At 70.6% G+C, this 24,099-nt stretch carries 18 protein-coding genes; 7 read left to right on the top strand and 11 right to left on the bottom strand.

All coding sequences use genetic code 11. From position 1 onward, the window contains the following. The first annotated feature begins 9 nt into the window (after positions 1 to 9). The 7 genes from FHR56_RS14350 (at position 10) to tkt (ending at position 9,912) form a co-directional block, all read left to right on the top strand. Positions 10 to 942, top strand: coding sequence for a DUF58 domain-containing protein (locus FHR56_RS14350; protein WP_160947505.1), 933 nt, complete (start codon positions 10 to 12; stop codon positions 940 to 942). Further along, positions 939 to 1,406: a DUF4381 family protein gene (locus FHR56_RS14355; RefSeq protein ID WP_160947506.1), complete on the top strand. Its 468-nt coding sequence runs from the start codon at positions 939 to 941 to the stop codon at positions 1,404 to 1,406. Before FHR56_RS14350 ends, FHR56_RS14355 begins: the two co-directional genes overlap by 4 nt. Beyond that, on the top strand, positions 1,403 to 2,425 hold the full coding sequence (locus FHR56_RS14360; protein WP_160947507.1) for a VWA domain-containing protein: 1,023 nt from the start codon (positions 1,403 to 1,405) through the stop codon (positions 2,423 to 2,425). Before FHR56_RS14355 ends, FHR56_RS14360 begins: the two co-directional genes overlap by 4 nt. Then, entirely contained in the window at positions 2,422 to 4,269 is a 1,848-nt protein-coding gene (locus FHR56_RS14365) for a tetratricopeptide repeat protein (RefSeq protein WP_160947508.1), read from the top strand. Before FHR56_RS14360 ends, FHR56_RS14365 begins: the two co-directional genes overlap by 4 nt. A 47-nt stretch (positions 4,270 to 4,316) precedes the next feature. Beyond that, positions 4,317 to 6,023 (top strand): BatD family protein, encoded by a 1,707-nt coding sequence (locus FHR56_RS14370; RefSeq protein WP_160947595.1) that lies wholly within the window; start codon positions 4,317 to 4,319, stop codon positions 6,021 to 6,023. Positions 6,024 to 6,407: 384 nt separating this feature from the next. After that, positions 6,408 to 7,697 carry a dicarboxylate/amino acid:cation symporter gene (locus FHR56_RS14375; RefSeq protein ID WP_160947509.1) on the top strand — a complete coding sequence of 430 codons (1,290 nt, stop codon included), beginning with the start codon at positions 6,408 to 6,410 and terminating at the stop codon, positions 7,695 to 7,697. Positions 7,698 to 7,911: 214 nt separating this feature from the next. Beyond that, positions 7,912 to 9,912: a transketolase gene (gene tkt, locus FHR56_RS14380; protein ID WP_019796904.1), complete on the top strand. Its 2,001-nt coding sequence runs from the start codon at positions 7,912 to 7,914 to the stop codon at positions 9,910 to 9,912. A 194-nt stretch (positions 9,913 to 10,106) separates the two neighbouring features. Here tkt and FHR56_RS14385 read toward each other — a convergent pair whose 3' ends face one another. The 11 genes from FHR56_RS14385 to modA form a co-directional block, all read right to left on the bottom strand. Further along, entirely contained in the window at positions 10,107 to 10,868 is a 762-nt protein-coding gene (locus FHR56_RS14385) for a DUF2894 domain-containing protein (protein WP_160947510.1), read from the bottom strand. Next, on the bottom strand, positions 10,858 to 11,508 hold the full coding sequence (locus FHR56_RS14390; RefSeq protein ID WP_160947511.1) for an OmpA family protein: 651 nt from the start codon (positions 11,506 to 11,508) through the stop codon (positions 10,858 to 10,860). Before FHR56_RS14390 ends, FHR56_RS14385 begins: the two co-directional genes overlap by 11 nt. After that, positions 11,505 to 13,961, bottom strand: coding sequence for a DUF802 domain-containing protein (locus FHR56_RS14395; RefSeq protein ID WP_160947512.1), 2,457 nt, complete (start codon positions 13,959 to 13,961; stop codon positions 11,505 to 11,507). Before FHR56_RS14395 ends, FHR56_RS14390 begins: the two co-directional genes overlap by 4 nt. 10 nt (positions 13,962 to 13,971) lie before the next feature. Then, positions 13,972 to 14,706 carry a DUF3348 domain-containing protein gene (locus FHR56_RS14400; protein ID WP_160947513.1) on the bottom strand — a complete coding sequence of 245 codons (735 nt, stop codon included), beginning with the start codon at positions 14,704 to 14,706 and terminating at the stop codon, positions 13,972 to 13,974. 257 nt (positions 14,707 to 14,963) lie between these two features. Next, on the bottom strand, positions 14,964 to 17,702 hold the full coding sequence (locus FHR56_RS14405) for a TonB-dependent receptor (protein WP_160947514.1): 2,739 nt from the start codon (positions 17,700 to 17,702) through the stop codon (positions 14,964 to 14,966). Between the two features lie 132 nt (positions 17,703 to 17,834). Then, entirely contained in the window at positions 17,835 to 18,953 is a 1,119-nt protein-coding gene (locus tag FHR56_RS14410) for a phosphatidylinositol-specific phospholipase C1-like protein (protein WP_160947515.1), read from the bottom strand. Positions 18,954 to 19,182: 229 nt separating this feature from the next. After that, on the bottom strand, positions 19,183 to 21,138 hold the full coding sequence (locus tag FHR56_RS14415; protein WP_160947516.1) for an acetyl-CoA hydrolase/transferase C-terminal domain-containing protein: 1,956 nt from the start codon (positions 21,136 to 21,138) through the stop codon (positions 19,183 to 19,185). 121 nt (positions 21,139 to 21,259) lie between these two features. Continuing rightward, the gene (locus FHR56_RS14420) at positions 21,260 to 21,817 is read right to left on the bottom strand and encodes a flavin reductase family protein (protein WP_160947517.1); all 558 of its coding nucleotides are present in this window, start codon (positions 21,815 to 21,817) and stop codon (positions 21,260 to 21,262) included. A gap of 60 nt (positions 21,818 to 21,877) precedes the next feature. Further along, positions 21,878 to 22,495 carry an ATP-binding cassette domain-containing protein gene (locus FHR56_RS14425; RefSeq protein ID WP_160947518.1) on the bottom strand — a complete coding sequence of 206 codons (618 nt, stop codon included), beginning with the start codon at positions 22,493 to 22,495 and terminating at the stop codon, positions 21,878 to 21,880. Between the two features lie 28 nt (positions 22,496 to 22,523). Next, positions 22,524 to 23,219: a molybdate ABC transporter permease subunit gene (gene modB, locus FHR56_RS14430; RefSeq protein ID WP_160947519.1), complete on the bottom strand. Its 696-nt coding sequence runs from the start codon at positions 23,217 to 23,219 to the stop codon at positions 22,524 to 22,526. Between the two features lie 9 nt (positions 23,220 to 23,228). After that, entirely contained in the window at positions 23,229 to 24,008 is a 780-nt protein-coding gene (modA, locus tag FHR56_RS14435; protein WP_160947520.1) for a molybdate ABC transporter substrate-binding protein, read from the bottom strand. Between the last annotated feature and the right edge of the window lie 91 nt (positions 24,009 to 24,099).

Consider the following 24,099-nt stretch of genomic DNA (forward strand, 5'->3'; position numbering starts at 1 on the left):
GTAACGACGATGGCACCGCAGCCGACCGCGCCGGGCATGCCGCAGGCCGCCGCGCCGGCCGAGCAGGGCGTTCGCCCCAGCCTGACCGAACTGGTGGCGTTGCGCGCGGCCGTCGCGCGGGTGCCGCCGCCGCGTCGCGGCCGTCACGGCCTCAGTGGCGCCGCCCCGTCGCCGATGCGTGGGCGAGGCATGGAGTACGCCGAATCGCGCGAATACGTGGTGGGCGACGACGTCCGGCACATCGACTGGCGGCTGACCGCGCGCAGCGGCCGCACCCACACCAAGTTGTTCCAGGCCGAGCGCGAACGGCTCAGCCTGATCGTGGCCGATACCGCGCCGTCGCTGTATTTCGGTACGCGCGTCCGCTTCAAGTCGGTGCAGGCGGCGCGTGCCGGGGCCGTGGCCGCATGGGCGGCGCAGCGCCAGGGCGATCGCCTGGCCGCGCTGCGCGGCAGCCGCAGCGAAGCGCCGGTGCCGCCGGCCTCCGGACCGCGCGGGGTGCTGCGCGTCCTCGATGCGCTGGCGCGCTGGTATGCGCAGCCGCCGCAGGACGACGCCGGCCTGGGCATGGCCCTGGATCATGCGGCCAAGTTGCTGCGTCCAGGATCGCGCCTGACCGTGCTGGCCGATCCGGCCAGCGCCCAGGCGGTTCCCGCCGCGCGCTGGGCCGGACTGGCGCTGCACAACGACGTCGAGTTGATCCTGCTCGCCGATCCGCTGGAAGTGCAGCCGCCGCGCGCGGCCCTGCCGTTCTGGGCGAGTGGCCGCCGCGTGGAAGTGGATCTGCTGGCGAGCACCGCGCAACAGCGCTGGCGCGCGCAGTTCGTGCAGCCGCTGGAAACCCTGGCTGCGGAACTGCCGGGCCGTGGCGTGCAGGTGCGGGTACTGCTGAGCGACGCGCCCAGCGAATCGTGGTTGCTGCCGGTGGGGGCGATGGCATGAGTCCGCAGCAACTGCCCCTGCGCGATGTGCATCTGCCGCCGGCGCCGGCCTGGTGGCCGCCCGCACCGGGCTGGTGGATGCTGGCGGCAGTGCTGCTGCTGGCGATCGCCGTGGTGCTGGTCGTGTGGATACGCCGGCGCCAGCGCGTGCAGCGCTGGCAGCGCCAGTTCGACGCGGCAACGCGCGCGGGCGAGCCGCCGGCGCAGGTGGCCGCGGTGTCGGAGTTGCTGCGGCGCGCGGCGCAACGTCGCGATCCCGCCGCGGCGACATTGCAGGGCGAAGACTGGCTGCGGTTCCTGGACGGTGGCGACAAGCGCCAGGCGTTCTCGGCCGGCCCGGGCCGTGTGCTGCTCGATGGCGGCTATCGGCCCAGCGTGGACCCGGCACAGGTGCAGGCGTTGCTGCCGCTGGCCCGGCGCCGGTTCCTGGTGCTGATGGCGCCGCGACGTGGAGGACGGCGATGAGCCTGTTGCCGTCGTCGTGGCAGAGCCTCAGCGACCTGGTGGCCGGCTTCGTCTGGCCCTGGATGTGGCTGGCGATGCCGCTGCCCTTGCTGGCTAACCTGCTGCTGCCGGCACGCCGCGGCAATGCGCCGGCCTTGCGCGTGCCCTATGGCGAGCGCCTGCAGGCCGTGGCCGCCGCGCCGGTGCGCGGTGGGCTGTGGCGTGCCAGCGCGTGGCTGGCATGGCTGGCGTGGTTCTGCCTGTGCGCGGCGGCGGCGCGGCCGCTGCAACTGGGCGAGCCCATCGCGCCGCCGCAGCAGGCGCGGCAGCTGATGCTGGCGGTGGATCTGTCCGGCAGCATGAGCGAGCCGGACATGAGCCTGGGCGGGCGCGTGGTCGATCGTTTGACCGCGGCCAAGGCGGTGCTGGCCGATTTCCTCGACCGCCGCGACGGCGACCGCATCGGCCTGCTGGTGTTCGGCCAGCAGGCGTATGCGCTGACCCCGCTGACCGCAGACCTGGCCACGGTGCGCGACCAGTTGCGCGACAGCGTGGTCGGCCTGGCCGGGCGCGAGACCGCGCTGGGCGATGCGATCGCGCTGGCGGTCAAGCGCCTGCGCGAGCAGAAGCAGGGCGAGCGCGTGCTGATCGTGCTCACCGACGGCGTCAACACCGCCGGCGTGCTCGACCCGCTGAAGGCCGCCGAACTGGCCAAGGCCGAACACGTGCGCGTCTATACCATCGCCTTCGGTGGCGATGGCGGCATGTCGTTGTTCGGCCTGCCGATCCCGGGGAGCGGCGGCGACGATCAGGTCGACGAGGACACGCTGCGCAAGATCGCGCAGGACACCGGTGGGCGCTTCTTCCGCGCCCGCGACACCGCCGAGCTGGCCTCGATCTACGCCGAGCTGGACCGGCTCGAGCCGGTACGGTCTGCTGGCCCGGCGGTGCGGCCACGGATCGAACGCTACGCCTGGCCGCTGGGCGCGGCGTTGGCCCTGGCGTTGCTGTCCTTCATCTGGCCCTGGAGGCGGCAATGACCCGCGTGGTGGAATTTCTCCAGGCCCTGCACCTGTTGCGCCCGGAGTGGCTGTGGGCGCTGCTGTTGCTGCCGTTGCTGGGCTGGAGCTGGTGGCGTCGGCGTCGGCGCCGCGACATCTGGCGGCGCACGGTGGACCCGCATCTGCTGCCGCACCTGCTGGCGCGCGGCGATGCCAAGGGTCGCGCCGGCCTGTTGCTGGGTGCGCTGGGCTATGCGTTGGCCGTGCTGGCGCTGGCCGGGCCGAGCTGGCGCCAGGAACAGCAGCCGCTGTGGCAGGCGCGCACGCCGTTGGTGATCGCGCTGGATCTGTCCGCGCAGATCGATGCGCGCGACCTGCCGCCGTCGCGGCTGTTGCAGGCGCGGGCCAAGCTGGCGCGGCTGCTGCACGAGCGCGCCGGCGGCGAAGTGGCGCTACTGGCGTATGCCGGCGAGCCGTACACGGTGGCGCCGCTGACCGACGACGCGGCGAACGTGGGCCTGTTCCTCGACGCGCTGTCGCCGCAGGTGATGCCGGTGGCGGGGCAGCGGACCGACCTGGCGATCGACTGGGCAGCGCAGTTGCTGCGCCAGGCCGGTTTCTCCCGCGGCGACATCCTGGTGCTCAGCGATCAGGCCGATGCGCAGGCGCAGCAGGCGGCGGCACATGCGGCCGGGCAGGGCTATCACGTGTCCGCGCTGGGATTGGGCACGGCGCAGGGCGCTGCCTACCGCGACGACCAGGGCCGGCTGGCGCACGCGCAACTGGATGCAGGCTCGCTGCGTGCGCTGGCCACGGCCGGCGCGGGGCGTTATGCCGCGTTGACGCCCGACGATAGCGACCTGCGCGCACTGGGCGTGTTGCGGCCGCAGGAAGCGGACGCCACGGCCGCCGACGAAAGCCATGGCCGGGTCTGGCTCGACCAGGGTTACTGGTTGTTGCCACCGCTGATGTTGCTGGCCCTGCTGGCGTTTCGCCGGCGCGGCGGCGCGGCGGTGCTGCTGTTGGTGTTGGTGCCGTTGGCGCTGCCGGAACCGGCCCAGGCCCAGCCAGCGGCGCAGGCACAGGCAGCCACTCCCGCTCCCGTTGCAGGCGGCTGGTGGGAGCGTGCCGACCAGGTCCGTCAGCAGCGGCTGGACGCCGGCGTGCAGGCGTATCGCAAAGGTGACTTCGCCGCCGCCCAACAGCAGTTCGAAGGCATCGACAGCGATGCCGGTTGGTACAACCTCGGCAATGCGCTGGCGCGCCAGGGCCGTTACGACGAGGCGATCGACGCGTACGACAAGGCGCTGAAGCTGCATCCGCAGATGGCCGATGCGATCGCCAACCGCGCTGCGGTGGAGGCCGCGCGCAAGCGTCAGTCGTCGCAGAACTCCAAGTCCGGCCAGCAGGGCAAGGACGGCCAGCAGCAGAAGAACGGTCAGCAACAGAACGGTCAGCAACAGAACGGACAGCAGCAGTCGGGCCAGCAGCAGAATGGTCAGCAGCAGAATGGTCAGCAGAAGGACCAGCAGCAAGCGCAGGGTGGCCAGCAGCAGAACGGCAAGCAGCGCGACGGCCAGCAGGGGCGCGACGGCGCCAGGGACGCACAGCAGGCGCCACCGAAGCCAGGCGATGCGCAGGCGCAACAGCGGGCCGATGCGGCGCAGCGCCAGCAGATGCAGCAGGCGATGGCGCAGCAGGGCGGCACCGACAAGCAGGCCGCCGAACGCGCGGCTGCCGCCGCGAACGAGACGCCGCAGCAGCGCGAGCAGCGCCAGGCGGTGGAGGCGTGGTTGCGGCGGGTACCGGACGATCCGGGCAATCTGCTGCGCGCCAAATTCAGGCTGGAACACGAACGCAGGCAGCGGGAACAGGAACCATGATCCACTTCAAGCGATTCGGCCAGGGGGGGCGCGTCTGCGCAGTGCTGATGGTGTTGGCCGCGCTGCTGCTGGCGCTACCGGCGGGCGCCGCCACGCGCGCGTGGCTGGATCGCGACAACGTCGGCGCCGGCGAGGGCGTGACTCTCAACATCGAGACCGACCAAGCGACGGCGACCCCGGACTACACGCCGCTGCGCGCGGATTTCGCGCTCAGCAACGAGGTCAAGAGCCGGCAGATGCAGATCGTCAACGGCGCGGTCTCGGCGAAGTCCCTGTTCGGCGTGATCCTGACCCCGCGCAGCACCGGCACGCTGGAGATCCCGTCGCTGCAGGTCGGCAACGAGCGCACCGCGCCATTGCGGTTGGAGGTGGGCGCGGCCAGCGCCGCGGCGCCCGCCACCGCCAACGCCGATGTGCCGGCGCAAGTGGGCAACGCCGATGTGTTCGTGCAGACCGTCGTCGACGACGCGCAGCCCTATGTGCAGCAGAGCGTGGGCGTGGTGGTGCGGCTGTATCTCGGCGTGCCGCTGAGTTCCGGCGAACTGGACCTGGACGCACCGGCGGGCGCGTCGTTGCAGCGCGTCGGCGACGATATCCAGAACCGCCGCCAGATCGACGGACGCATGTACACCGTGGTCGAGCGGCATTACCTGCTGGTCCCCGAACGCAGCGGACCGCTGCTGTTGCCGGGCGCGCGTTTCAGCGGTCGTGGCCCCACCGGTTTCTTTGACGACTACTTCGGCCGTGGTGGCGAACTCAATGCGCGCGGCACCGAGCAGACCCTGAAGGTGCGCGCGCAGCCGGCCAATGCGCCGCAGCCATGGCTGCCGCTGCACGAATTGCGCCTGCGCTATACCGCCACGCCGCAGCGCGCCAAGGCCGGCGAAGCGGCCGACATCGTGGTCGAGGCCACCGCACGCGGCGCCACCCAGGCCCAGTTCCCCGAACTGCCCACGCCCAGCGTCGATGGCGCACAGGTGTTCGCCGAGCCGCCGCAGGTGCAGGAACGCTTCGTCGACGGCGGCCCGCAGGTGACCGTCACCCGCCGCTACTCGATCGTGCCGCAGGCGGCGGGCCCGTTGCTGGTGCGCGGCCTGCGCACGCCCTGGTGGGATGTCGGCGCCGGCGCCGCGCGCGAGGCCAGCCTGCCGGACCTGACCCTGCAGGTGCAGCCCGGGCAAGGCGTGCCCGCGCCGGCCCCGGCGCCGCTCAGTCCGACGGCGCCGACGCTGAGCGTGGTGCCGCCGGACAACGCGGTGGCGCCGACGCACACGCTGCGCGGACGGCTCGCTTCGTTGCCGCTGTGGATGGCATTGGCCGCGGGCTTCGCGGTGCTATGGCTGGCGACCCTGGTCTGGGCCTGGCGCCGCGCGCGCCGCCCGCGCGGCGTTGCCGCGCTGCCGTCGACCACGCCCAACGCTGCGCCTGGGACGCCATCGGCGCCTGCAAGTGCCCGCGCCGCGCTGCCGGCGTTGCGCAAGGCCCTGGACAGCGGCGGACTGGACGAGGTCGCGGCGATCCTGTGCGCGCAGGCCGGCGTGGTCGACCTGGATACAGTGGTGCAGCGTCTGGACGATCCGGCACAGCGCGACGCGGTGCTGCGCATGCAGCACGCGCGCTGGGGCGGTGGCGGCGATGTGACCGGCGCGCGTGCCGCGCTGCGTCAGGCGTTCTGGGCCGGGCCACGTTGGCGCGCTGCGCTGCGCAAGCAAGACAAGGACGATTTGCCGCCGTTGTATCCGCGCGATGCGTGAGTTCCTGTTGTTATGCGCGTAACGCTGATCGTTCTCAACGACGCAGCGTGATCAATGATGTTGTCGCCGATTTCTCAGGTGCTTACCGGAAGACCGGCGGCGGATGTGGCTATAGCCGCGACACGATCCCGATAGCGTGATCGAGCGAATGGCGCGGATCCAGCTTCGTACCATCCGTGTCTTCACCCGGAGCACAGGACGTTGACGCCCGGCCGTACGCCTTGGTGCTGATGCAGTCATGGCTGGCCAGCCTGTCTGTCAGGTTTTTTTTTCGCGCCTGCGTCTATCGACGGCGCCTTGCCACAGGACTCGCACCAGCGGCGAGATGTCGACGCTTGCTCATGGTTTGTTAAGCTGGGTGTTCCTCCTTGCAAGGCGCACACCATGACCGACACCCCCGTGAAGGCCGAAACCGGCATGCCGTTGCACTGGAAAATGGCGATCGGCTTCGTCCTCGGGCTGGTGCTGGGCCTGGCGGTGCATATGAGCGTGGGCGGCGATGCGGCCTGGGTGCAGGCGCTGACCAAGTACCTCACCACGCCGTTCTCCAAGCTGTTCCTCAACCTGATCTTCATGCTGATCGTGCCGTTGCTGTTCTCGGCGCTGGTGATGGGCATTTCGGAGATGGGCGACATCCGTGCGCTCGGCCGGATCGGCTGGAAGACGCTGGGCTATACGGTGGTACTGTCTGGTGTGGCGGTGCTGCTGGGCCTGGTGCTGGTCAACGTACTCAAGCCCGGCATCGGCGTGGATCGCGAGCTGGCGCAGCAGTTGCTGCAGCAGAACGTGGAGCGGACGGCGCAGATCGTCGACCAGAGCAAGCACCAGCCGCACGGCATGGACATGCTGTTGTCGATCGTGCCCGACAACGTGGTCGCGGCCGCGTCCAGCAATGGCGCGATCCTGTCGCTGATGTTCTTCGCGGTGATGTTCGGCGTGGGCATGGTGCTCAGCGACGACGCCAAGGTGGCGACGCTGCGCCGCGGCATCGAGGGCGTGTTCGAGATCTCGATGACCCTGATCGGCTTGGTGATCCGCCTGGCGCCGTATGCGGTGGCCTGCTTCATGTTCAACCTGGCGGCGCTGTTCGGTTTCGAACTGTTGGTGCGGCTGGGCGCATACGTGGGCGTGGTGGTGCTGGCGCTGGGCCTGCACATGGTGGTGAGTTACGGCGTGGCGGTGCGCCTGGCCGGACGCTCGCCGCTGTGGTTCTTCCGCTCTACCCGCGAAGCGACGGTGATGGCGTTCTCGACCGCGTCCAGCAACGCCACCCTGCCGACCGCGCTGCGCGTGGCCGACCAGATGGGGCTGCCGCACAAGGTCTCGCGTTTCGTGCTGACCGTCGGCGCCACCGCCAACCAGAACGGCACCGCGCTGTTCGAGGGGGTGACGGTGATCTTCCTGGCGCAGTTCTTCGGCGTGGAACTGAGCATCGCGCAGCAATGCATGGTGATGCTGGTGTGCATCCTCGGCGGCATCGGCACTGCCGGCGTGCCATCCGGCTCGCTGCCGGTGGTGGCGCTGATCTGCGCGATGGTCGGCGTCGACCCGGTCGGCATCGGCATGATCCTGGGCGTCAACCATTTCCTGGACATGTGCCGCACCGCGCTGAACGTGACCGGCGACCTGGCCCTGACCACGCTGGTGGCCAAGGGCGAGGACGGCGGGAATTAGGGATTCGGGATTGGGAAGGCGGCGCTATCGCCGCCTGACGGGCCATGGGTAGGTGCCGCTTCAGCCGCGATGGGCCATCCCGGTGCGCCTGTCGCGGCTGAAGCCGCTCCTACGCCATCCGAGGTGTCCAGCCGGCGACGCTACGAATCCCCAATCCCCGCCTGTGGGACAATAGTGGGCCCGACGCCACGCGCCCGCTTCCGACAGATCCCTCATGACGACGCCTACCCGCCGCGAACTCGCCAACGCGATCCGTTTCCTTGCCGCCGATGCGGTCGAGGCCGCCAATTCCGGCCACCCCGGCATGCCGATGGGCATGGCCGACATCGCCGAAGTGCTGTGGAACGACTTCCTCAGCCACAATCCGAACAATCCGCACTGGTTCAACCGCGACCGCTTCGTGCTGTCCAACGGCCATGGCTCGATGCTGCAGTACGCGCTGCTGCACCTGTCCGGCTACGACCTGCCGATCGAGGAGCTCAAGCGCTTCCGCCAGCTGCACAGCAAGACCGCCGGCCACCCCGAGCGCAGCGAGACCCCGGGGGTGGAGACCACCACCGGTCCGCTGGGCCAGGGCTTTGCCAACGCGGTCGGTTTCGCGCTGGCCGAGAAGCTGCTGGCGCAGCGCTACAACCGTCCCGAGCACCAGATCGTCGACCATCGCACCTGGGTGTTCATGGGCGACGGCTGCATGATGGAAGGCGTGTCGCACGAAGCCGCATCGCTGGCCGGCACCTGGGGCCTGGGCAAGCTGGTTGCGTTCTGGGACAACAACCATATCTCCATCGACGGCAACACCGCCGGCTGGTTCAGCGACAACACCCCGGCCCGGTTCGAGGCCTATAACTGGCACGTGATCCGTGATGTCGACGGCCAGGATGCCGACGCGGTCAAGGCTGCGATCGAGGCCGCGATCGCCGAGAGCGAGAAGCCGACCCTGATCTGCTGCCGCACCACCATCGGCTTCGGTGCGCCGACCAAGGCCGGCAAGGAATCCTCGCACGGCGCCGCGCTGGGCAAGGAAGAGCTGGAAGGCGCGCGCAAGGCGCTGAACTGGCCGTATGCGCCGTTCGAGATCCCGCAGGCGATCTACGACGGCTGGCGCGCCGGCGGTGCGGGCACGCTGCGCCAGGCCGAGTGGGAGCAGGCCTTCGACAAGTACGCCAAGCAGTACCCGGCCGAAGCCGCGGAACTGACCCGCCGCTCGCATGGCGAGCTGCCGGAAGACTTCCTCGCCCAGGCCGACGCCTACATCGCCAAGCAGGCCGCCGAAGGCCAGACCATCGCCTCGCGCAAGGCGTCGCAGATGGCGATCGAGGCGTTCGCGCCGCTGCTGCCGGAGCTGGTCGGCGGTTCGGCCGACCTGGCGCATTCCAACCTGACCCTGTGGAAGGCCAGCAAGTCGGTCGCCAGCGACGATCCGAACGCCAACTACGTGTACTACGGCGTGCGCGAGTTCGGCATGACCGCCATCGCCAACGGCCTGGCGCTGCACGGCGGCTTCATCCCGTTCGACGCTACCTTCCTGGTGTTCAGCGACTACGCGCGCAACGGCGTGCGCATGAGCGCGCTGATCCCGGCGCACGCGATCCACGTCTACACCCACGATTCGATCGGCCTGGGCGAGGATGGCCCGACCCATCAGCCGGTGGAACACCTGGCGTCGCTGCGCTACATCCCCAACAACGACGTGTGGCGCCCCTGCGACACGGTGGAGTCGGCGGTGAGCTGGAAGGCCGCGATCACCCGCAAGGACGGCCCGAGCTGCCTGGTGTTCAGCCGCCAGAACCTGCCGCACCAGCCGCGTAGCGCCGAGCAGATCAAGCAGATCGAGCGCGGCGGCTACGTGCTGGCCGATGCCGAGGGCGGCACGCCCGACGTGATCCTGATCGGCACCGGCTCGGAAGTCGGCCTGGCGGTGGAAGCGAAGCAGGCGCTGGATGCCGCGGGCCTGAAGACCCGCGTGGTGTCGATGCCGTGCACCGACGTGTTCGATCGCCAGGACGCGGCCTACCGGGAGTCGGTGCTGCCGTCGTCGGTGCGCAAGCGCGTGGCGGTGGAAGCCGGTGTCACCGCCTTCTGGCGCGCCTACGTGGGCCTGGACGGCGCCGTGGTCGGCATCGACAGCTTCGGCGCCTCGGCGCCGGCGAATGTGCTGTACAAGCACTTCCAGATCACCGCCGAGCACGTGGTGGCGGCGGCGAAGGCGCTGTAAGCCGATCCCGCGATGGAAGACGGAAAAGGCCGGCGCATGCCGGCCTTTTTCTTGCCTGTGCGGATGTGTCGGATGAGGAAAAAGCGGATCTCGTAGGAGCGGCTTCAGCCGCGACCGCGTTTCCTGTAACGCCCGTCGCAGCTAAAGCCGCTCCTGCCACGACGCTGTCGGCGCGATGTGCATCGACGATGGGCTCAACCGCGCTTGCGCGGCCTGCTGCGCGGCGTTGCAGGTTTGCCGGCGGCGTTACTGGATTTCTGCGGCGTCGCCAGTGCGCCAGCCTCCTGCAGTTGCTGCAGCCAGGACAGTGCGTCGACGTAGGACAGGAAGTGCTGCAGATAGCCGGGCGAGAGCGTGCGCATCAGCGTCAGTGCGCGATGCACCAGCACGCCGGAGTTCAGCGGACCGGCGTCGGCGGGTGCCGGTTGCAGCGACTGCCGCAACTGGCTGCGGCTGCGCAGCTCGGTCCACAGCCGGCGCGCGTCTTCGACCGCGGGCAACTGTGGCGCGACGAGGCGCGCTGGCGCCGCTGCGGACGACGACGCTGCGTCAGCTGGCGACGCTGCCGCTGTGAGCGGCTCGGTGGTGGTCCCGGTGCCGGTGTCGGCACCCAGACCGGGCGCGGCGTCGGATTCGGTTGCAACGTTGCTGGCGCTGGCGACGGCAGCCGAACGATGTTCCGCCAGCAGTGCACCCAGCGGACTCGGCTGGGCCGAGTGCGCCGCGGCGTCGGCGGTATCGCCAGTGTTCTGCGGCGTCGCGGCCAGCGCGGCCGCGTAGGCGTCGAGCAGGGCGGACAGCTTCTGCTCCAGCAGTTCCCGCGCCTTGCCCCGCTGCGCCTCGGTGCGGCGTGCCAGCGCTTCGAGGAAGCGGAAGCGCAGCGGGTCCAGCCGCTCGGCATGCTGTGTGCGCCAGGCGGCAAGACGGTCGGTGGCGGCGATTGGATCAGGGCGCATGCGGTGTCGCGGCGCGCTTGCGCATGCGTGGCAGCGGTGCCATCTCCACGCGGCGGTTGCTGGCGCGTCCGGCCTCGTCCACGTTCGGCGCCACCGGTTGCTGCGCGCCGAAGGCCGCGGCGAAGACCGCATCGGCCGGTACGCCGGCCTCGATCAGCGCACGGGTCACGGTCAGCGCACGCTCGGCCGACAGTTCCCAGTTGTCGGCGAACTGGCGGTTGCTCTCGCGCACCTGGCGGTCGTCGGTGAAGCCGCTGACCATCAGGATCTCGTCGCGGGCCTTGAGGTAGCCGGCCAGCGGCGCGGCCAGGCTCTTCAGCAGGTCGCGGCCCTCCGGCTGCAACTGATCCGAGTTCAACGCGAACAGCACGTTGCCGCGGATGCCGATGCGGCCGTCGACCAGGGTCACCCGGCCCGCCGCCAGCGGGACCGCCAGCGCCTGTTCCAGGGTCTTGCGCTGTTGCGCTTCGCGCTGGTGCTGACGCATTTCCGCGTCCAGCTTGTTCGCCAGCTGCAACTGCACGCCGATCACCCCGATCAGGATCAGCACGAAGGCGCCGAGCAGCACCGACATCAGGTCGCCGAACACCGCCCAGACCGGCGCGCCGCTGTCGGCCTCGAGTTCCAGCTCGTCGCTCATGCCGCGTCGGCCTGGTCGGGCGCCTGGCGCGCGGCGAGCTGGCGCAGCTCTTCGGTGATCTGCTGCTGCGAGAGCATGCTCAGGTCGATCACCTCACGCGCCTGCGCCACGTAGTAGGCCAACTGTTCGTCGCTGCGCGCCAGCGACTTGTCCAGCGCCTGCTCGATGCCCTGCAGGCGTTCCAGCAGTGCCGTGTTCGATTCGCCGAAGGCCTGCACCGCACCGGCGAAGGCGTCGCCCAGGCTGGCCACTTCGGTGGCGCCGGCGACGACCTGTGCGGCGGCGTCGCCGAGCTTGCCGGTCTCGGCTTCGATCCGGTCGGTGAAGCGGCTGCCGACGCGTTCCAGCAGGTCGGCCGAGGTGGCGACCAGGGCGTCCACCGCGCTGCGCTGTTCGGTGGACGCGTGGTTGACCGCCTCCAGCAGGGTCTGCAGCGTGGCCAGCAGGCGGTTGCGTTCGTCCAGCATCGCGGTGTCGCGGACCATGCTGTCGGAGAGCTTCTGGCGCAGTTCGGCGACCACGTCGGCCGCCGCCTTCGGCGCTTCCGAGGCGACCTGCACCAGCCGCTCGATCTCGGCGATGGTGTCGCGCGCCTGCGCCTGGCTCTGTTCCGACATCGCCGCGGCGGTCTCCTGCAGGGTGCCGCAGATTTCCTGCTGGCGCTGCGCGATGCGCTCGCCGTGGTGCTCCCACTGCCCGCCGAGGGTCGCGGCCATGCTGGCGAAGCTGTCGGTCCAGGCACGCAGGCGCGCCTGGTCGCGCGCTTCCAGCGCCTGCTGCAGGTCGGCGTGTGCCTGCTGCAGCGTCTCGGCCAGCGCGGCGGCGCGCTGCTCCAGGGTGGCCGCGGCCGTGTCCAGCGCCTGCGCATTGCGCGTGGCGAGGGCCTCGTTGACGTCGCGTTGTTGCGTCAGCGCGGCGCTCCAGGCCTGCTGCACGGCTTCGGCGGTGGCGTCCAGACGGGTCGCCACGGTGTCCAGTGCTTGCGCTTGGCGCGTGGCGAGCGCCTCGTTGGCGTCGCGTTGCTGCGCCAGCGCGGCGCTCCAGGCCTGCTGCGCGGCCTCGGCGGTGGCGTCCAGACGGGTCGCCACGGTGTCCAGCGCCTGCGCGTGGCGCGTGGCGAGCGTCTCGTTGACCTCACGCTGCTGCGTCAGTGCCGCGCCCCATGCCTGTTGTGCGGCCTCGGCGGTGGCATCCAGACGGGTCGCCACCGTGTCCAGCGCCTGCGCATGGCGCGCGGCGAGACCGTCGTTGGCCGCGCGCTGCTGCGTCAGGGCCTCGGCCCAGGCCTGCCTGGCGTCGTCGCTGGCGGCCTGCAGGCGTGCCGCGGTCGCCTCCACCAGGCTGGTAGTGCGCTGTTCCAGGCCGTCGCCGGCGCGTTGCAGCGCGCTGCCGAGTTCCTGCAGCAGCGCGCCGTTGGTGCGTTGCTGCTCGGCCAGCGCCTTGTCCCAGCGCTGCGTGGCCTGCTCGGCGGCCTGTGCGAAGCCGCTGGACAGACCGTCCAGTTGCCGCTGCACCGCCTGGCCGACGCTGTCCTGCAGCGCGGCGGTCTCGCGCGCCACGCCGTCGAGGGTGCGCTGCACCACCGGTTCCAGCGCATCGCCGAAGGCACGCGCGTGCGCGGCCACGCCGGCCTGCAGGGCATGTTCCACGGCCCCGGCCAGGCGCGTGTAGGCGGCTTCGGTGCGGCTGTGGAAGGCGTCCTGGCTGCTGGCCAGGCGCTCGCCGCTGACCGCGCTGTGCTGTTCCAGCGCCGCCATCATCGTCTGCATGCGCTCGATCAGGCCGGGCATCAGCGTGGCCTGGGTCTGCAGCAGCTTGAAGGCCTCGTTGCGCTGGTAGGCCAGCGAATGCGTGCGCAGTGCGGTCGCCGCATGCAGGTCCAACTGCTGCACCGCCTGCAGGCGCTCGCGCCGGCACAGCGCGGCGAGCAGGCCGAGCATCGCCGAGGTGGCCACGCCGGCGATGGAGGTGCCGAAGGCGAAACCCAGGCCCTTCAGCGGCGCCGCCAGCGAGGCGCGGATGGCCTGCAGGTCGGTGGCGCTGTCCAGCGCCAGGCCGGTGCCGCGCAGGGTGGCCATCATGCCCAGGAAGGTGCCGAGCATGCCCAGCAGCACCAGCAGGCCGACCAGGTACGGGGTCAACGCCGGCACCGGCAGGCCCGCGCGCTCGCCCTCGATGCGCAGGCGCACCGCGTTGCGCAGGCTGGGGTGCAGGCGCTGCAGCCAGCCGCCCAGGTCGCTGCTTGCGGCGTCGGCGTGCGCCAGCGCGCCGTGCAGGGTCTGCGTGGCCTGGCGGTAGCGGTACAGCTCGGCGATGCCGGCCAGGTAGCAGAGGCCGATCAGCGCGGCGAAGCCGGCGCCCAGCGGGTTGGAGCCGAGATAGCCGACGCCGATCCAGCAGACCACGGCGAGGCCGGCGAGGAACAGGGCGGAATGGAGCAGGGTCTTGGGCATGAGGGTCAAATCAACGGCTGCGAAGCGCGGCGAGCAGCGCCTCGATGGGATGGAAGCGGACGTCCAGTTCGGCGCGCAGGACGCTGTGCAGGTCCTGGCGGAACAGGTCCAGCCAGGCCGCGTCGGACGGCGCCGGAAGAGGGTCGGTAAGCGTCGGATCGGGAGCGGGTGCCGCCGCCGTCGCGCGCAGGCGCTGGAAATGCGCCTCGAGCAGGTTGGGCACCGTCGCCAGCAAGGTCTGTTCGCGTGGGCTGAGGGTCAGTTCCATGACCGCATCGACCTCGGCCAGCCGCGCCATGTCCGGCGAGAGCGGGATCAGGGCATCGCGCAGCAGGCCACGCAGGCGCCCGGTCGCGGTGAGCATCGCGCGTTGCAGCGCCAGGTAGCGCTGGCGGAACGGCGCGTACTCGATCGGTGCGTCGGGGTCGTGCTGGCGCTTGCCCACGGGCTTGCCGGTCTCCTTGGCGATGTCCAGCGCGATGCCTTCTTCCAGCGCGGCGCGCACGCGCAGGCATTCGGCCTCCAGCGCCGACGGTTCCGGCGCCTCGGGCGCGTCTTCCGCGGGCTCGGGCAGTTTGCCGTCCAGCGCCCGCGACACCGCCACCGCGCGGTTCCAGTCGATCCATTGGCCGAGCCGGTCGGCCAGCGCGGGGCTGGACGCGGGCATCGGCGCATCGCTCAGGCGCGCCAGCAGGCGAATGAAGGCCGGGCCCGGGACGGGCGCCCGTGGAGGGGCTTTCGCCATGTGAGGGGTCAAAAACCCGCAATTTTACACGCGAATGACATCCCCCGCCGGCACCTGCCTGCGGCGGACGGAAACCGTTGCGTGGCGGGCGCCGCGCGGTCTTGGCGGCGTCCAGGTGGGGCTGGCGGCGCAGGCGCCCGGGGGATGCGGGGCGCGCGCTGACGCGGCCGCAGGACCGACCGCGCCCTCGGGGCGCGTCCAGGCTGCCCGATGCGCCGCAAGGCCTCCGGCGCGGCGCGCCGGAGGCAGGCGCGGCGTCAGTAGGTGTAGCTCAGCGTGAGCATGTACACGCGCCCGGTTTCCACGTAGGCGCCATCGGCACCGGGGTCGTAGGCCATGTAGCGCGTGGACTTGCCCTGGGTTTCGTAGAACGTGGCCGCGTTCAGCAGGTTCTTGGCGGCGATCCCGACATCGATGCCGTGCGGCAGGTGGTAGGTGGCGGTGAAGTCCAGCGACTTGACCGGCTGCAGGTAGTAGTTGAGCCGGTCGCTGGTCAGGCCGAGCAATTGCAGGCCGGTGTAGTTGTAGCTCAGGTCGGCGCGCAGGCGGCTGTCGTCGTAGAACAGGTCCAGGTTGTAGATGCGCTCGGGCGCACGCGGCAGCCAGGTCTTTTCGGGTTGGTCGGCGCGCTTGCTGTCGGCGGAGCTGTGCTGCAGGGTCAGGTTGGCGGCGATGCCGAGATTGCCCCAGAACCCGGGCAGGTCCTGCAGGCGCTTGCTGCCGGCCAGTTCCACGCCGTACAGCGTGGCGGTGCCGCCGTTCTGCGGCATGGTCACCGGCACGCCGTCCTCGAAGGTGGTGCCGGTCGGGACCAGGCCACCCAGCGTGTTGTCGTTGCTGGTCGCCGACTGCGAGGTGTAGATGAAGCCGGTGATGCGCTTGTAGTAGGTCGAGGCGCTGAGCACGCCGCCGTTGCGGTCGTAGAACTCCGCGGACAGGTCGGCGTTGTCGGCCTTGCTCGGCTGCAGGTCGGGATTGGGTTTGGAAATGCCGATGACTTTCTGGGTGGGGTCGACGGTGTACACCGTCTCGCCGGAGATCAGGCCGAACGCCGGGCGGCTGAAGCTGCGCCGCAGCGAGGCGCGGTAGACGGTCAGCTCGTCCGGGCGGTAGTTGAGGCTGATGCCGGGCAGCACCTCGCCGTAGCTGCGGCCGCTGCCGACGAAGCGGCCGTTGATGCCGTCGCCGTTGGACTGCCAGGCGTCGGCCGAGTAGCGCGTCAGTTCGTAGCGCACCCCAGGCAGTACGGTCACCGCGCCGACATGCAGCGTGGCCATCGCGTAGCCGGCGTAGATCGCCTCGGTGCTGGAGGTGGTGTTGGCGTTGTAGTCGTTGGCGGTGTAGACGCCGGCGCCATTGGGATCGTTGACGTACTTATAGGGCACCGCCTGCGCGCGCACCCAGTCGCGGTCGAGGATCTTGAACGGGCCGGCGTAGTGGCCATCGAAGGCGGCATAGGTGAGACGGCCGGGCAGCGCGCTCAGCGGCGGGCCGCCGGCGTTGGGGAACACGTAGTTGCTGCCGCCGAAGTAGGGGCCGTTGTAGATGAAGTTGCCGTCCTTGTGGAAGAACGGGTGATCGTAGGAGCCGCGGTCGGCGTGGTCCAGCGACAGGCCGGTCTTGACCTCGTCGAGCAGGTCGCCGTCCACGCGGTAGCTGATGTCGGCATGCGCGCTGGCGCGGTTGTCGTGGCTGCCGGCGTCGTGGCCCTGGGTCTTCCAGAACAGCGCCGAATCCAGGCTGTAGAAGAAGTTCTTCAGGGCCGGCGAGCTCGGGCCGATGCCGGGATAGGTCGGATCGCTGAGGTCGAACGCGAAGCTGCCCGGGGTGAAGCCGTACAGGCTGGCCGCGACATAGTCCGGTCGGGCGCGCGTACCGCGTCCGAACGAGCCGCCGTAGTCGAAGCGCAGGCGGTCCAGCGTGGTCTGCCCACCCAGTTGCAGCGTGGCCAGGGTTTCCTTGATGTCGTGGGTGTTGAAGTAGCCGCCACGCACCGCGGTGGGCTGGTTGTTGACGGTTTCCAGGCGTGCGCTGGACTGGTCCTGCTGGCCGGTGACGTTGTAGCTGCCGTAGATGGCGCGGGCGAAGAAGGCGCTGTGGTCGCCCTGCCAATCGAAGGCGAGGTTGCCGCCGTAGCGCTCGATCTGGCTGGTGTAGACGCTGTACTTGTAGCGGGCGCTGAGCAGCGGGCCGACATCGCGCAGATCCACCGCCTTGGCCTGTGCCGGGTCCGCGGGGAAGTACGCGCTGTTGGGCGCGGGCGCCTGCGCCATGTTGTTGTTCTTGCCGTAGTAGGCCGAGGCGTAGATGCCGAACGCGTGGTCGTCGCCGAACTTCCAGGCCAGCTCCTGTTGCACCGTGCCGCCGGTGTGCTTGCCGCCGAGGTCGGAGGCGAGCGCGTTGAACTGGCCTTGCGCGGTGGTCTTGCCGTAGAAGTCGCCGTCGAAATCGAACGCGCTGGGCGTGCGCATGTCGATCGCGCCGCCGATCGCGTCGCCCGGCAGGTCCGGGGTCGGCGACTTGGAGACCTTGACAGACTGGATGCCGAACGGCGCCAGCATGTTCAGCGAGATCGCACGCGTGGACGAATCGGTCTCGGGCATGCCGAAGCCGTTGAGGCTGTAGCTGTTGTAGCTGGCATCCAGGCCGCGGATGCTGACGTAGGCGTTCTCGCCGGTGGTGGCCTGGCCCAGATGCATGTCGCTGTAGGCCGACAGGCCGGGCAGGTGCGCGACCACGTCGGCGATGCCGGCGGAGGGGATCGCGTCGATCTGCTGCTTGCTCATCACGCTGTTGACGCCGTTGGACAGGCGCTGTTCGTCCAGCGAGCCCGGCGCGCTGGCCTGCGCCGCCTGCACGTTGACCGAGTCCAGGGTGGTGGTGCGCGCACTGGCGTCAGTCGGGTCGTCGGCGTCGCTGGCGTGGGCGGCTGGCGAGAGCGCCAGCGCAAGGGCGATGGCACAGCACAAGGGACGGGGGCGATGGAACACGGGCATGGGCACGACTCGTTGGGGGAAACAGCGGTTGCGATCCGAGGTCCGGACACGCCGATGCCGGCGCGCGGATCGCCCAGGCCTTCCATTGCGTGTGTGCAGGGCGTGGCCGCGACGCAGCGCGGCCACTGGCGATCAGTGGCGCAGGTCGACGTCGTGGCAGTCGGCCTGCGGACGTTGCGGATTGCAGCGGGCGACGGCGTCGCCGGGAAAGCGCACCACGTAGCCGGAGGCGGCCGGCTCGTGATCGGGAAAGTCGGTGCTGAGCAGTTGCGCGCCGCTGGCGAGCATGGCGTCGCGCCGCGCGGTGTCGTTGCGCAGGGCTTCCTTGAGGTCGGCATCGGTGCGGGTGCGCACCAGGTAGCCGGCCTTCACCAACGTTGCGATCTCATCGGCGCTGCCATCGTTGCGCTCGACGAAGGCGGCATCGTCGGTGCCGGGATCGGCATTGGTGAAACACACGCGGCCGCGCAAGGACGGATGGCCGGCCAGGTAGGCCGAGCCGACGCCACGCTGGTCGAGCAGGAACACCACCTTGCCGCGCGCCGCGGAGAGCGCCGGCCAGCCATGCGCGAGCACGGCGGCGTTGAGCGTGGCGGCGCTGCCACGCACCTGGTCGGGGCTGATGTACTCGTTGGCGGCGAACACCGCGCGCAGTTCGGCGTCCAAGGCATCCAGTGCCTTGCCGTCGAACGGTTCCGGCTGCACCGTGGGGAAGGCCGCCGGCACGGTCGATTGCTTGGTTTCCAGCAGGATGAAGAGTGGCAGATGCCCGGGATGCCGTCGCGACCACGCGCGCACCTCGCGCAGGCAGGCCAGCAGCGGCTGGCAGGTGCTGCGCTGATCGAGGTCCTGGATGTGCATGACCTTGAAGCCCGGTTGCTGCATCACCCCGGGCGCGGAGATCGGCGGGGCCGGCGGCAGCCCGGCCTTGGCGAGTTGCTCGATCATCGCCGGATGCGCATAGCGGCCGCCCTTGGCGTCGGCGTAGATGTCCAGTTCGATCTGGCGCACGCCGTCGTCCAGTTGCTGCGTCAACGGCGGGTGCCGGTAGTCGAGCGCCGCGAACGTCGCCGGGTCCAGGCGTTTCCACAGCGCCGCTTCGCTGGGCGCGAAGCCGGCGTGGTAGCTGTTGTGGCTGCCGAGGTACTGCAGGTCGTTGAGCTTGGGTTCGGCGAGCAGGGCGGACGGCAACAGCACCAGTACCGCCAACAGCACGCGCAGCGCGGTGCGGCGAGAGAACGACGACGGCATCGGGACAGGGCGTTGGGAGTGCATCGCGGCCACGCTTGGTAACGATATCCCGACAGCATCCCGAGCGCAGTTGACGCCCTTCCTGCCGGCATGTTGCCGAATCGTGTCATCGCCGCCGATGTGCGACATTCGTGCGGCACATCGCATTCGCGTGCGACGCGCGATCACTTATCGCATCGCGCCTGCGATCGGTGCGCCAGCGCGTTGCAGCGTCAGGCGCGGCGGCGCGTCATGGCGGCGTGCGCGTGCGCTGCAGGGCGAACGCCAGCAACGTCGCCTCCAGGCGCTCGCCGAGACTGCGTGGTGCGTCCAGCCCCATGCGCTGCATGCAGGCGGCGTCGCCGGTGGGACGCGCCAGCAAAGCCGTGGCGATCGTCTTCAGCTTGGCGCCCGTGCTGGCGGTGTGTTGCTGCAGCCAGGCCAGCGCGCGCAACAGGCGCTGCTCGACCTCGGTGAAATCGCTGCCCAGCGGATAGTCGGGAAGGCTGCCGTCGCGGCGGAACGGCGCCAGTGCGTCGCGCACCCGCGCGGCGTGGTTGCGCTGCCAGTGCGCCGGCGCAGCGAAGCCGGCGGCCAGCTTGCCGTTGGTCTTCGCCGTTTCCAGCAGTGCGGGCTGGGCCTGCACGTCGGCGATCCCGGCCATCGCCGCGATGCAATCCTCGTCGGTCAGGCCACGCAGGTCGGCGATGCCGTACTCGTTGACGTAGAGGTCGCGCAGGTGCCGCGGGATGGTGGTGTGGCCGTAGTTCCAGCGTACGTTGGACTGCGCCGCGCCGCCGTCGCTGCGCATGGCGCGGAACATCAGCACGCTGCGCGCGTCGTCCAGCGCGTGCGCCATCGCCACGAAGTTGTACTGGCCGCCGACGCCGGACACCACGCGGCCGTCGTCCAGCGCATCGGACACCGCCGCGCCGAGCGCGGTGGCCATCATGCAGGAGTTGAAGAAACGCGCCTCGCGCCGCTGCAGCCTGCGCAGCGCCTCGCCGCCGTAGAGCTGGTTGATCTCGCTGATGCGGTGCATGCCGATCGCCTTGCGCGCCTGCGGATCCATCTCGCGCAGCCAGGCGTAGAACTCCGGCGACCCCAGGTAGAACGCGCCTTGCAGGTATTCGCCGTCGCGCTCCAGACGCTGCAGGTCCTGCGCATCGGCGCTGCCGTCGGCCACACGCTGCAGCAGCGGCGCGTCGTCGAGCACCTTGCGCCGGATCACCCCGCACTGGACCAGTTGCCGGAAGCCCTCGTTGAGCATCTCGCTGCAGCCGAACAGGCCGACCGCAAACGGCTCCAGGCCGCCGCATTCGCGCACCGCCGGATGCCGCTCCAGTTCCGGATCCAGCGCCGCCAGCACCTGCCGGTAGTGCGCGTTGTCGGTGTGCCGCAGCACCAGCGCGTGGCACAGCGCATCGGCCAGGGTGCCGATGCCGATCTGCAGGGTGCCGCCGTCGCGCACCAGGGTGCTGGCGTACAGGCCGATGGCGTAATCGGCATCGGCGACCGGCTGCCGCGGCAGCCCGAACAGGCGCGGATACGGCCCGGGCGGGGTCACCACCACGTCGAAGAATCTCGGTTCCACCGCCGCAGCCCCGCCGATCCACGGCAACTGGGGATCGACTTCGGCCACCAGCAGCGGCCGCGGCAGGCCGCGCCGCTGCACCGCCGCCAGGGTGTCTTGGGTGATGTCGTTGTTGCACGAGAACGACAGCCGGGTGCCGTCGGGTTCGCGCGCCACCTTCTGCACGATCAGGTTGGGCGCGCGCTGCGCCACCGCGTCGGCGGCATGGGTGTAGTTGAGGCTGGTGTAGCTGCGCTGCGCCTGGGTCGAGCGCAGCAGCGCGCCGGACTGCATGTAGAACTCTTCGACCTGGATGTGCGCCGGCAGCGCATCGCGCTGCATCGCCTGCACGTAGCGCAGGCGCGGGAAATCCTCGCCGAAATGGCGCTGCACGAACGGCCGCGCGAAACGGCCCTGCAAGCCGCCGCCGGGCGCCGGCGGATGCAGCGACAGCGCCGTGTAGATCTGCAGCGGCCGCGTCGGATCGTGCTCGATGCGGTCGTACAGCGCGTTGAGCAGGCGGTGCGGTTTGCCCAGGCCCAGCGGTGCGCCCACGCGCAGCGGGCCGGCGATGCGCTGCAGGATCAGGTCGGCTGCGGCGTCGAGGTCGTCGAGATGATCGGTCATCGGCATAGCTTAGAGCGTGTGCGGCCCTTGGATGAAACCAACGTTGCCACTTGAGCGCCCGGCTCGTGTGTGCGTGGATCGCCTGCCGAGCGACTGAAGCCATCCGCCTGCCTCTGGGAGTCTCGGCCTACAGCATCTCCGGCTTGAACAGGCGCCGCCGCGAGATCTCCGGGCCGGACAGCATGAAGCGGCCGTCGCCCCGGTAGTGCAGGGTGCGCGGCCGCTTGGGCGAGGCGGCGACGTGCGCCTTGACCACTTCCCACACGAACAGGCCGTGTTTGCCAATCTGGCTGCCGTCGTGCAGCCGGCATTCGAAGCTGGCATAGCACTCGGCGATCAGTGGCGCCGCCACGTGCGTGGCGGGCACCGCGGTGAGACCGAAGTGCGCGAACTTGTCCAGGTCCGCGCCGCTGCAGTTGCCGATGCCGACCACGGTGTCGACCAGGTCGGCAGTGGGCAGGTTGATCACGCATTGCTTGCTGCGCCGGATCAGCGCGAAGCTGTGGTTGGCGCTGGAGATGCAGCAAGCCAGCAGCGATGGCGAGAACTCCAGCACCATGTGCCAGCCCAGGGTCATGACGTCGCGCTGCTGCTTCCAGGCCGAACTGACCAGCACCACCGGGCCCGGCTCCAGGAAGCGGCGGACCTCCTGCGTGGGGAAGTCGAGCTTGCGGTAGCGGCGCATGCGGTGTGCCGGGAACGTGGGACCTCAGTCTCGCCAGCGGCGGTGAACGCGGTGTCGGTGTCAGTCCAGCCGATGCACCGCGTCGGCGATGCGCGCCACTTCCTCGGCCTGGTGGCTGACGTAGAGCATCGGCAGCCGCACTTCGTCGCGCACCCGCTGCAGGTAGGGGATCAGGTCGCTGCGGCGGTCCGCGTCCAGCGCCGACAGCGGTTCGTCGAACAGCAGCAGCGCGGGCTGCGACAACAGCGCCCGGCCGATCGCCACACGCTGCGCTTCGCCGCCGGAGAGCGTGTCGGGACGCCGCGCCAGCAGGGCGCCGATGCCCAGCAGTTCGACCACCGCGTCCAATGCGAAACGCGCCGGCTGGCCGCGGCCGTGGCGGCCGTAGCCGAGGTTGCGGCGCACGTCCATGTGCGGGAACAGCCGCGCATCCTGGAACACGTAGCCGATACCGCGGCGGTGCGCCGGCAGGTCGATGCCGGTGGCGCTGTCGTACAGCACCCGACCATCGATGGCGATGCGCCCGCTGCGCGGCGGCAGCACGCCGGCGATGGCGTTGAGCAGGCTGGTCTTGCCGGCGCCGGACGGACCGACCAGGGCGACCACGCGCGCCTGTTCCTCGATGCGCACGTGGCGGGCGAAGCGCCCGCGCTGCAGGTGCAGGTCGATGCTCAGCATGGGGGCCGGCTCCGGGCGCACGTGCGGCTCATGCGTCCGCCTCCGCGCCGCGCTGGCGCCGCACCAGCCACTCGGAGGCCAGCAGGGCGCCCAGCGAGATCGCCAGTGCCACCGCCGCCAGCCGCCAGATGCCGGCCTCGGCTCCGGGCACCTGCAGCAGGCTGTAGATCGCCGAGGCCAGGGTCTGCGTCTGTCCCGGAATGTTGGAGACGAAGGTGATGGTGGCGCCGAACTCGCCCAGTGCCTTGGCGAAGCCGAGCACGCCGCCGGCGACCACGCCCGGCCATGCCAGCGGCAGGGTGATGGTGAAGAACACCCGCCACGGGCCGGCGCCGAGGGTGGCGGCGGCCGCTTCCAGACGCCGGTCGGTGGCTTCCAGGGCCAGGCGGATCGCCCGCACCATCAGCGGGAAGCCCATCACCGCGCTGGCCAGCGCCGCGCCGGTCCAACGGAACGCGAACTGCACGCCGAGGTGCTCGAACAGCCATCCGCCGATCGGGCCCTGCAGACCGAACAGTTGCAACAGCGCGTAGCCGGTGACGATCGGCGGCATCACCAGCGGCAGGTGCAGCAGCGCGTCCAGCAAGGCCTTGCCGAAAAAGCGGCGCCGCGCCAGCAGCCAGCCGCAGGCCACCGCGAAGGGCAGGCTGGCCAGCGCCGCGACCAGCGCCACCTTGACGCTCAGCACGATCGCGGTCAGTTCCTGCGCGGTGAAGTCGAACAATGCCAGGCCTCAGCGGGCGAGCGAGAAACCGTGGCGACGGAAGATCGCCTGTGCCGGTGGCGTGCCCAGCCAGCGCACGAAATCGGCGGCGCTCTTCGCCTGTGCGCTCGCGCGCAGCGGCGCCACCGGATACACGATCGGCGCGTGGCTGTCGGCGGGGAAGGTCGCCACCACCCGCACCTTCGGCTCGGCCTGGGCGTCGGACCCGTAGACGATGCCCAGCGGCGCCTCGCCGCGCGCCACCAGCATCAGCGCGCTGCGCACGCTCTCGCTTTCGGCCAGCCGCGGCTGCACGCTGGCCCACTGCCCCAGCGCCTGCAGCGCGGCACGCGCGTATTTGCCGGCCGGCACGCTGGCGGTCTGGCCAACCGCCAGGCGTCCCTGTGCGCCGAGCGCGGCGAGCAGTGCGCCGGGCTTGCGCAGATCGACCTGGGCGGTGCTGGCCGCTGGCGCCACCAGCACCAGAGTGTTCCCGAGCAGGTCATGGCGCTGCGCCGGGTCGATCAGCTTGCGCTGCTGCAGGTAGTCCATCCATTCCTGGTCGGCGGACACGAACACGTCCGCCGGCGCGCCCTGTTCCACCTGCCGCGCCAGCGTCGAGCTGGCGGCGTAGGACACCTGCACGGGCGTGCCGCGGGCGCGCTGGTAGGCGCTGGCGGCCTCGTCCAGCGATTCCTTGAGGCTGGCGGCGGCGAACACGGTCAGCGGCGTCTGCGCCGAAACCGGCGCGATCGCGTTGGCGACGAGCAGCGTGCACAGGCACAACAGGCGGCGCAACGGTCGGGTCATGGGTCACTCCAGCGGGGGCGGGGAGGCGATGCGGCAGAGCGCGGCGGCGCGCGCGACCGCAGTCGCGCAGCGCTGGCGCAGACCCGCATCC

It is taken from the genome of Xanthomonas sp. F10, assembly GCF_014206815.1.
Lineage (GTDB): Bacteria > Pseudomonadota > Gammaproteobacteria > Xanthomonadales > Xanthomonadaceae > Xanthomonas_A > Xanthomonas_A indica.

Coding starts and splice junctions, on each gene's coding strand:
- FHR56_RS14350 (WP_160947505.1), top strand. CDS start 10: ATGGCACCGCAGCCGACCGCGCCGGGCATGCCGCAGGCCGCCGCGCCG.
- FHR56_RS14355 (WP_160947506.1), top strand. CDS start 939: ATGAGTCCGCAGCAACTGCCCCTGCGCGATGTGCATCTGCCGCCGGCG.
- FHR56_RS14360 (WP_160947507.1), top strand. CDS start 1,403: ATGAGCCTGTTGCCGTCGTCGTGGCAGAGCCTCAGCGACCTGGTGGCC.
- FHR56_RS14365 (WP_160947508.1), top strand. CDS start 2,422: ATGACCCGCGTGGTGGAATTTCTCCAGGCCCTGCACCTGTTGCGCCCG.
- FHR56_RS14370 (WP_160947595.1), top strand. CDS start 4,317: ATGGTGTTGGCCGCGCTGCTGCTGGCGCTACCGGCGGGCGCCGCCACG.
- FHR56_RS14375 (WP_160947509.1), top strand. CDS start 6,408: ATGACCGACACCCCCGTGAAGGCCGAAACCGGCATGCCGTTGCACTGG.
- tkt (WP_019796904.1), top strand. CDS start 7,912: ATGACGACGCCTACCCGCCGCGAACTCGCCAACGCGATCCGTTTCCTT.
- FHR56_RS14385 (WP_160947510.1), bottom strand. CDS start 10,868: ATGCGCCCTGATCCAATCGCCGCCACCGACCGTCTTGCCGCCTGGCGC.
- FHR56_RS14390 (WP_160947511.1), bottom strand. CDS start 11,508: ATGAGCGACGAGCTGGAACTCGAGGCCGACAGCGGCGCGCCGGTCTGG.
- FHR56_RS14395 (WP_160947512.1), bottom strand. CDS start 13,961: ATGCCCAAGACCCTGCTCCATTCCGCCCTGTTCCTCGCCGGCCTCGCC.
- FHR56_RS14400 (WP_160947513.1), bottom strand. CDS start 14,706: ATGGCGAAAGCCCCTCCACGGGCGCCCGTCCCGGGCCCGGCCTTCATT.
- FHR56_RS14405 (WP_160947514.1), bottom strand. CDS start 17,702: ATGCCCGTGTTCCATCGCCCCCGTCCCTTGTGCTGTGCCATCGCCCTT.
- FHR56_RS14410 (WP_160947515.1), bottom strand. CDS start 18,953: ATGCCGTCGTCGTTCTCTCGCCGCACCGCGCTGCGCGTGCTGTTGGCG.
- FHR56_RS14415 (WP_160947516.1), bottom strand. CDS start 21,138: ATGCCGATGACCGATCATCTCGACGACCTCGACGCCGCAGCCGACCTG.
- FHR56_RS14420 (WP_160947517.1), bottom strand. CDS start 21,817: ATGCGCCGCTACCGCAAGCTCGACTTCCCCACGCAGGAGGTCCGCCGC.
- FHR56_RS14425 (WP_160947518.1), bottom strand. CDS start 22,495: ATGCTGAGCATCGACCTGCACCTGCAGCGCGGGCGCTTCGCCCGCCAC.
- modA (WP_160947520.1), bottom strand. CDS start 24,008: ATGACCCGACCGTTGCGCCGCCTGTTGTGCCTGTGCACGCTGCTCGTC.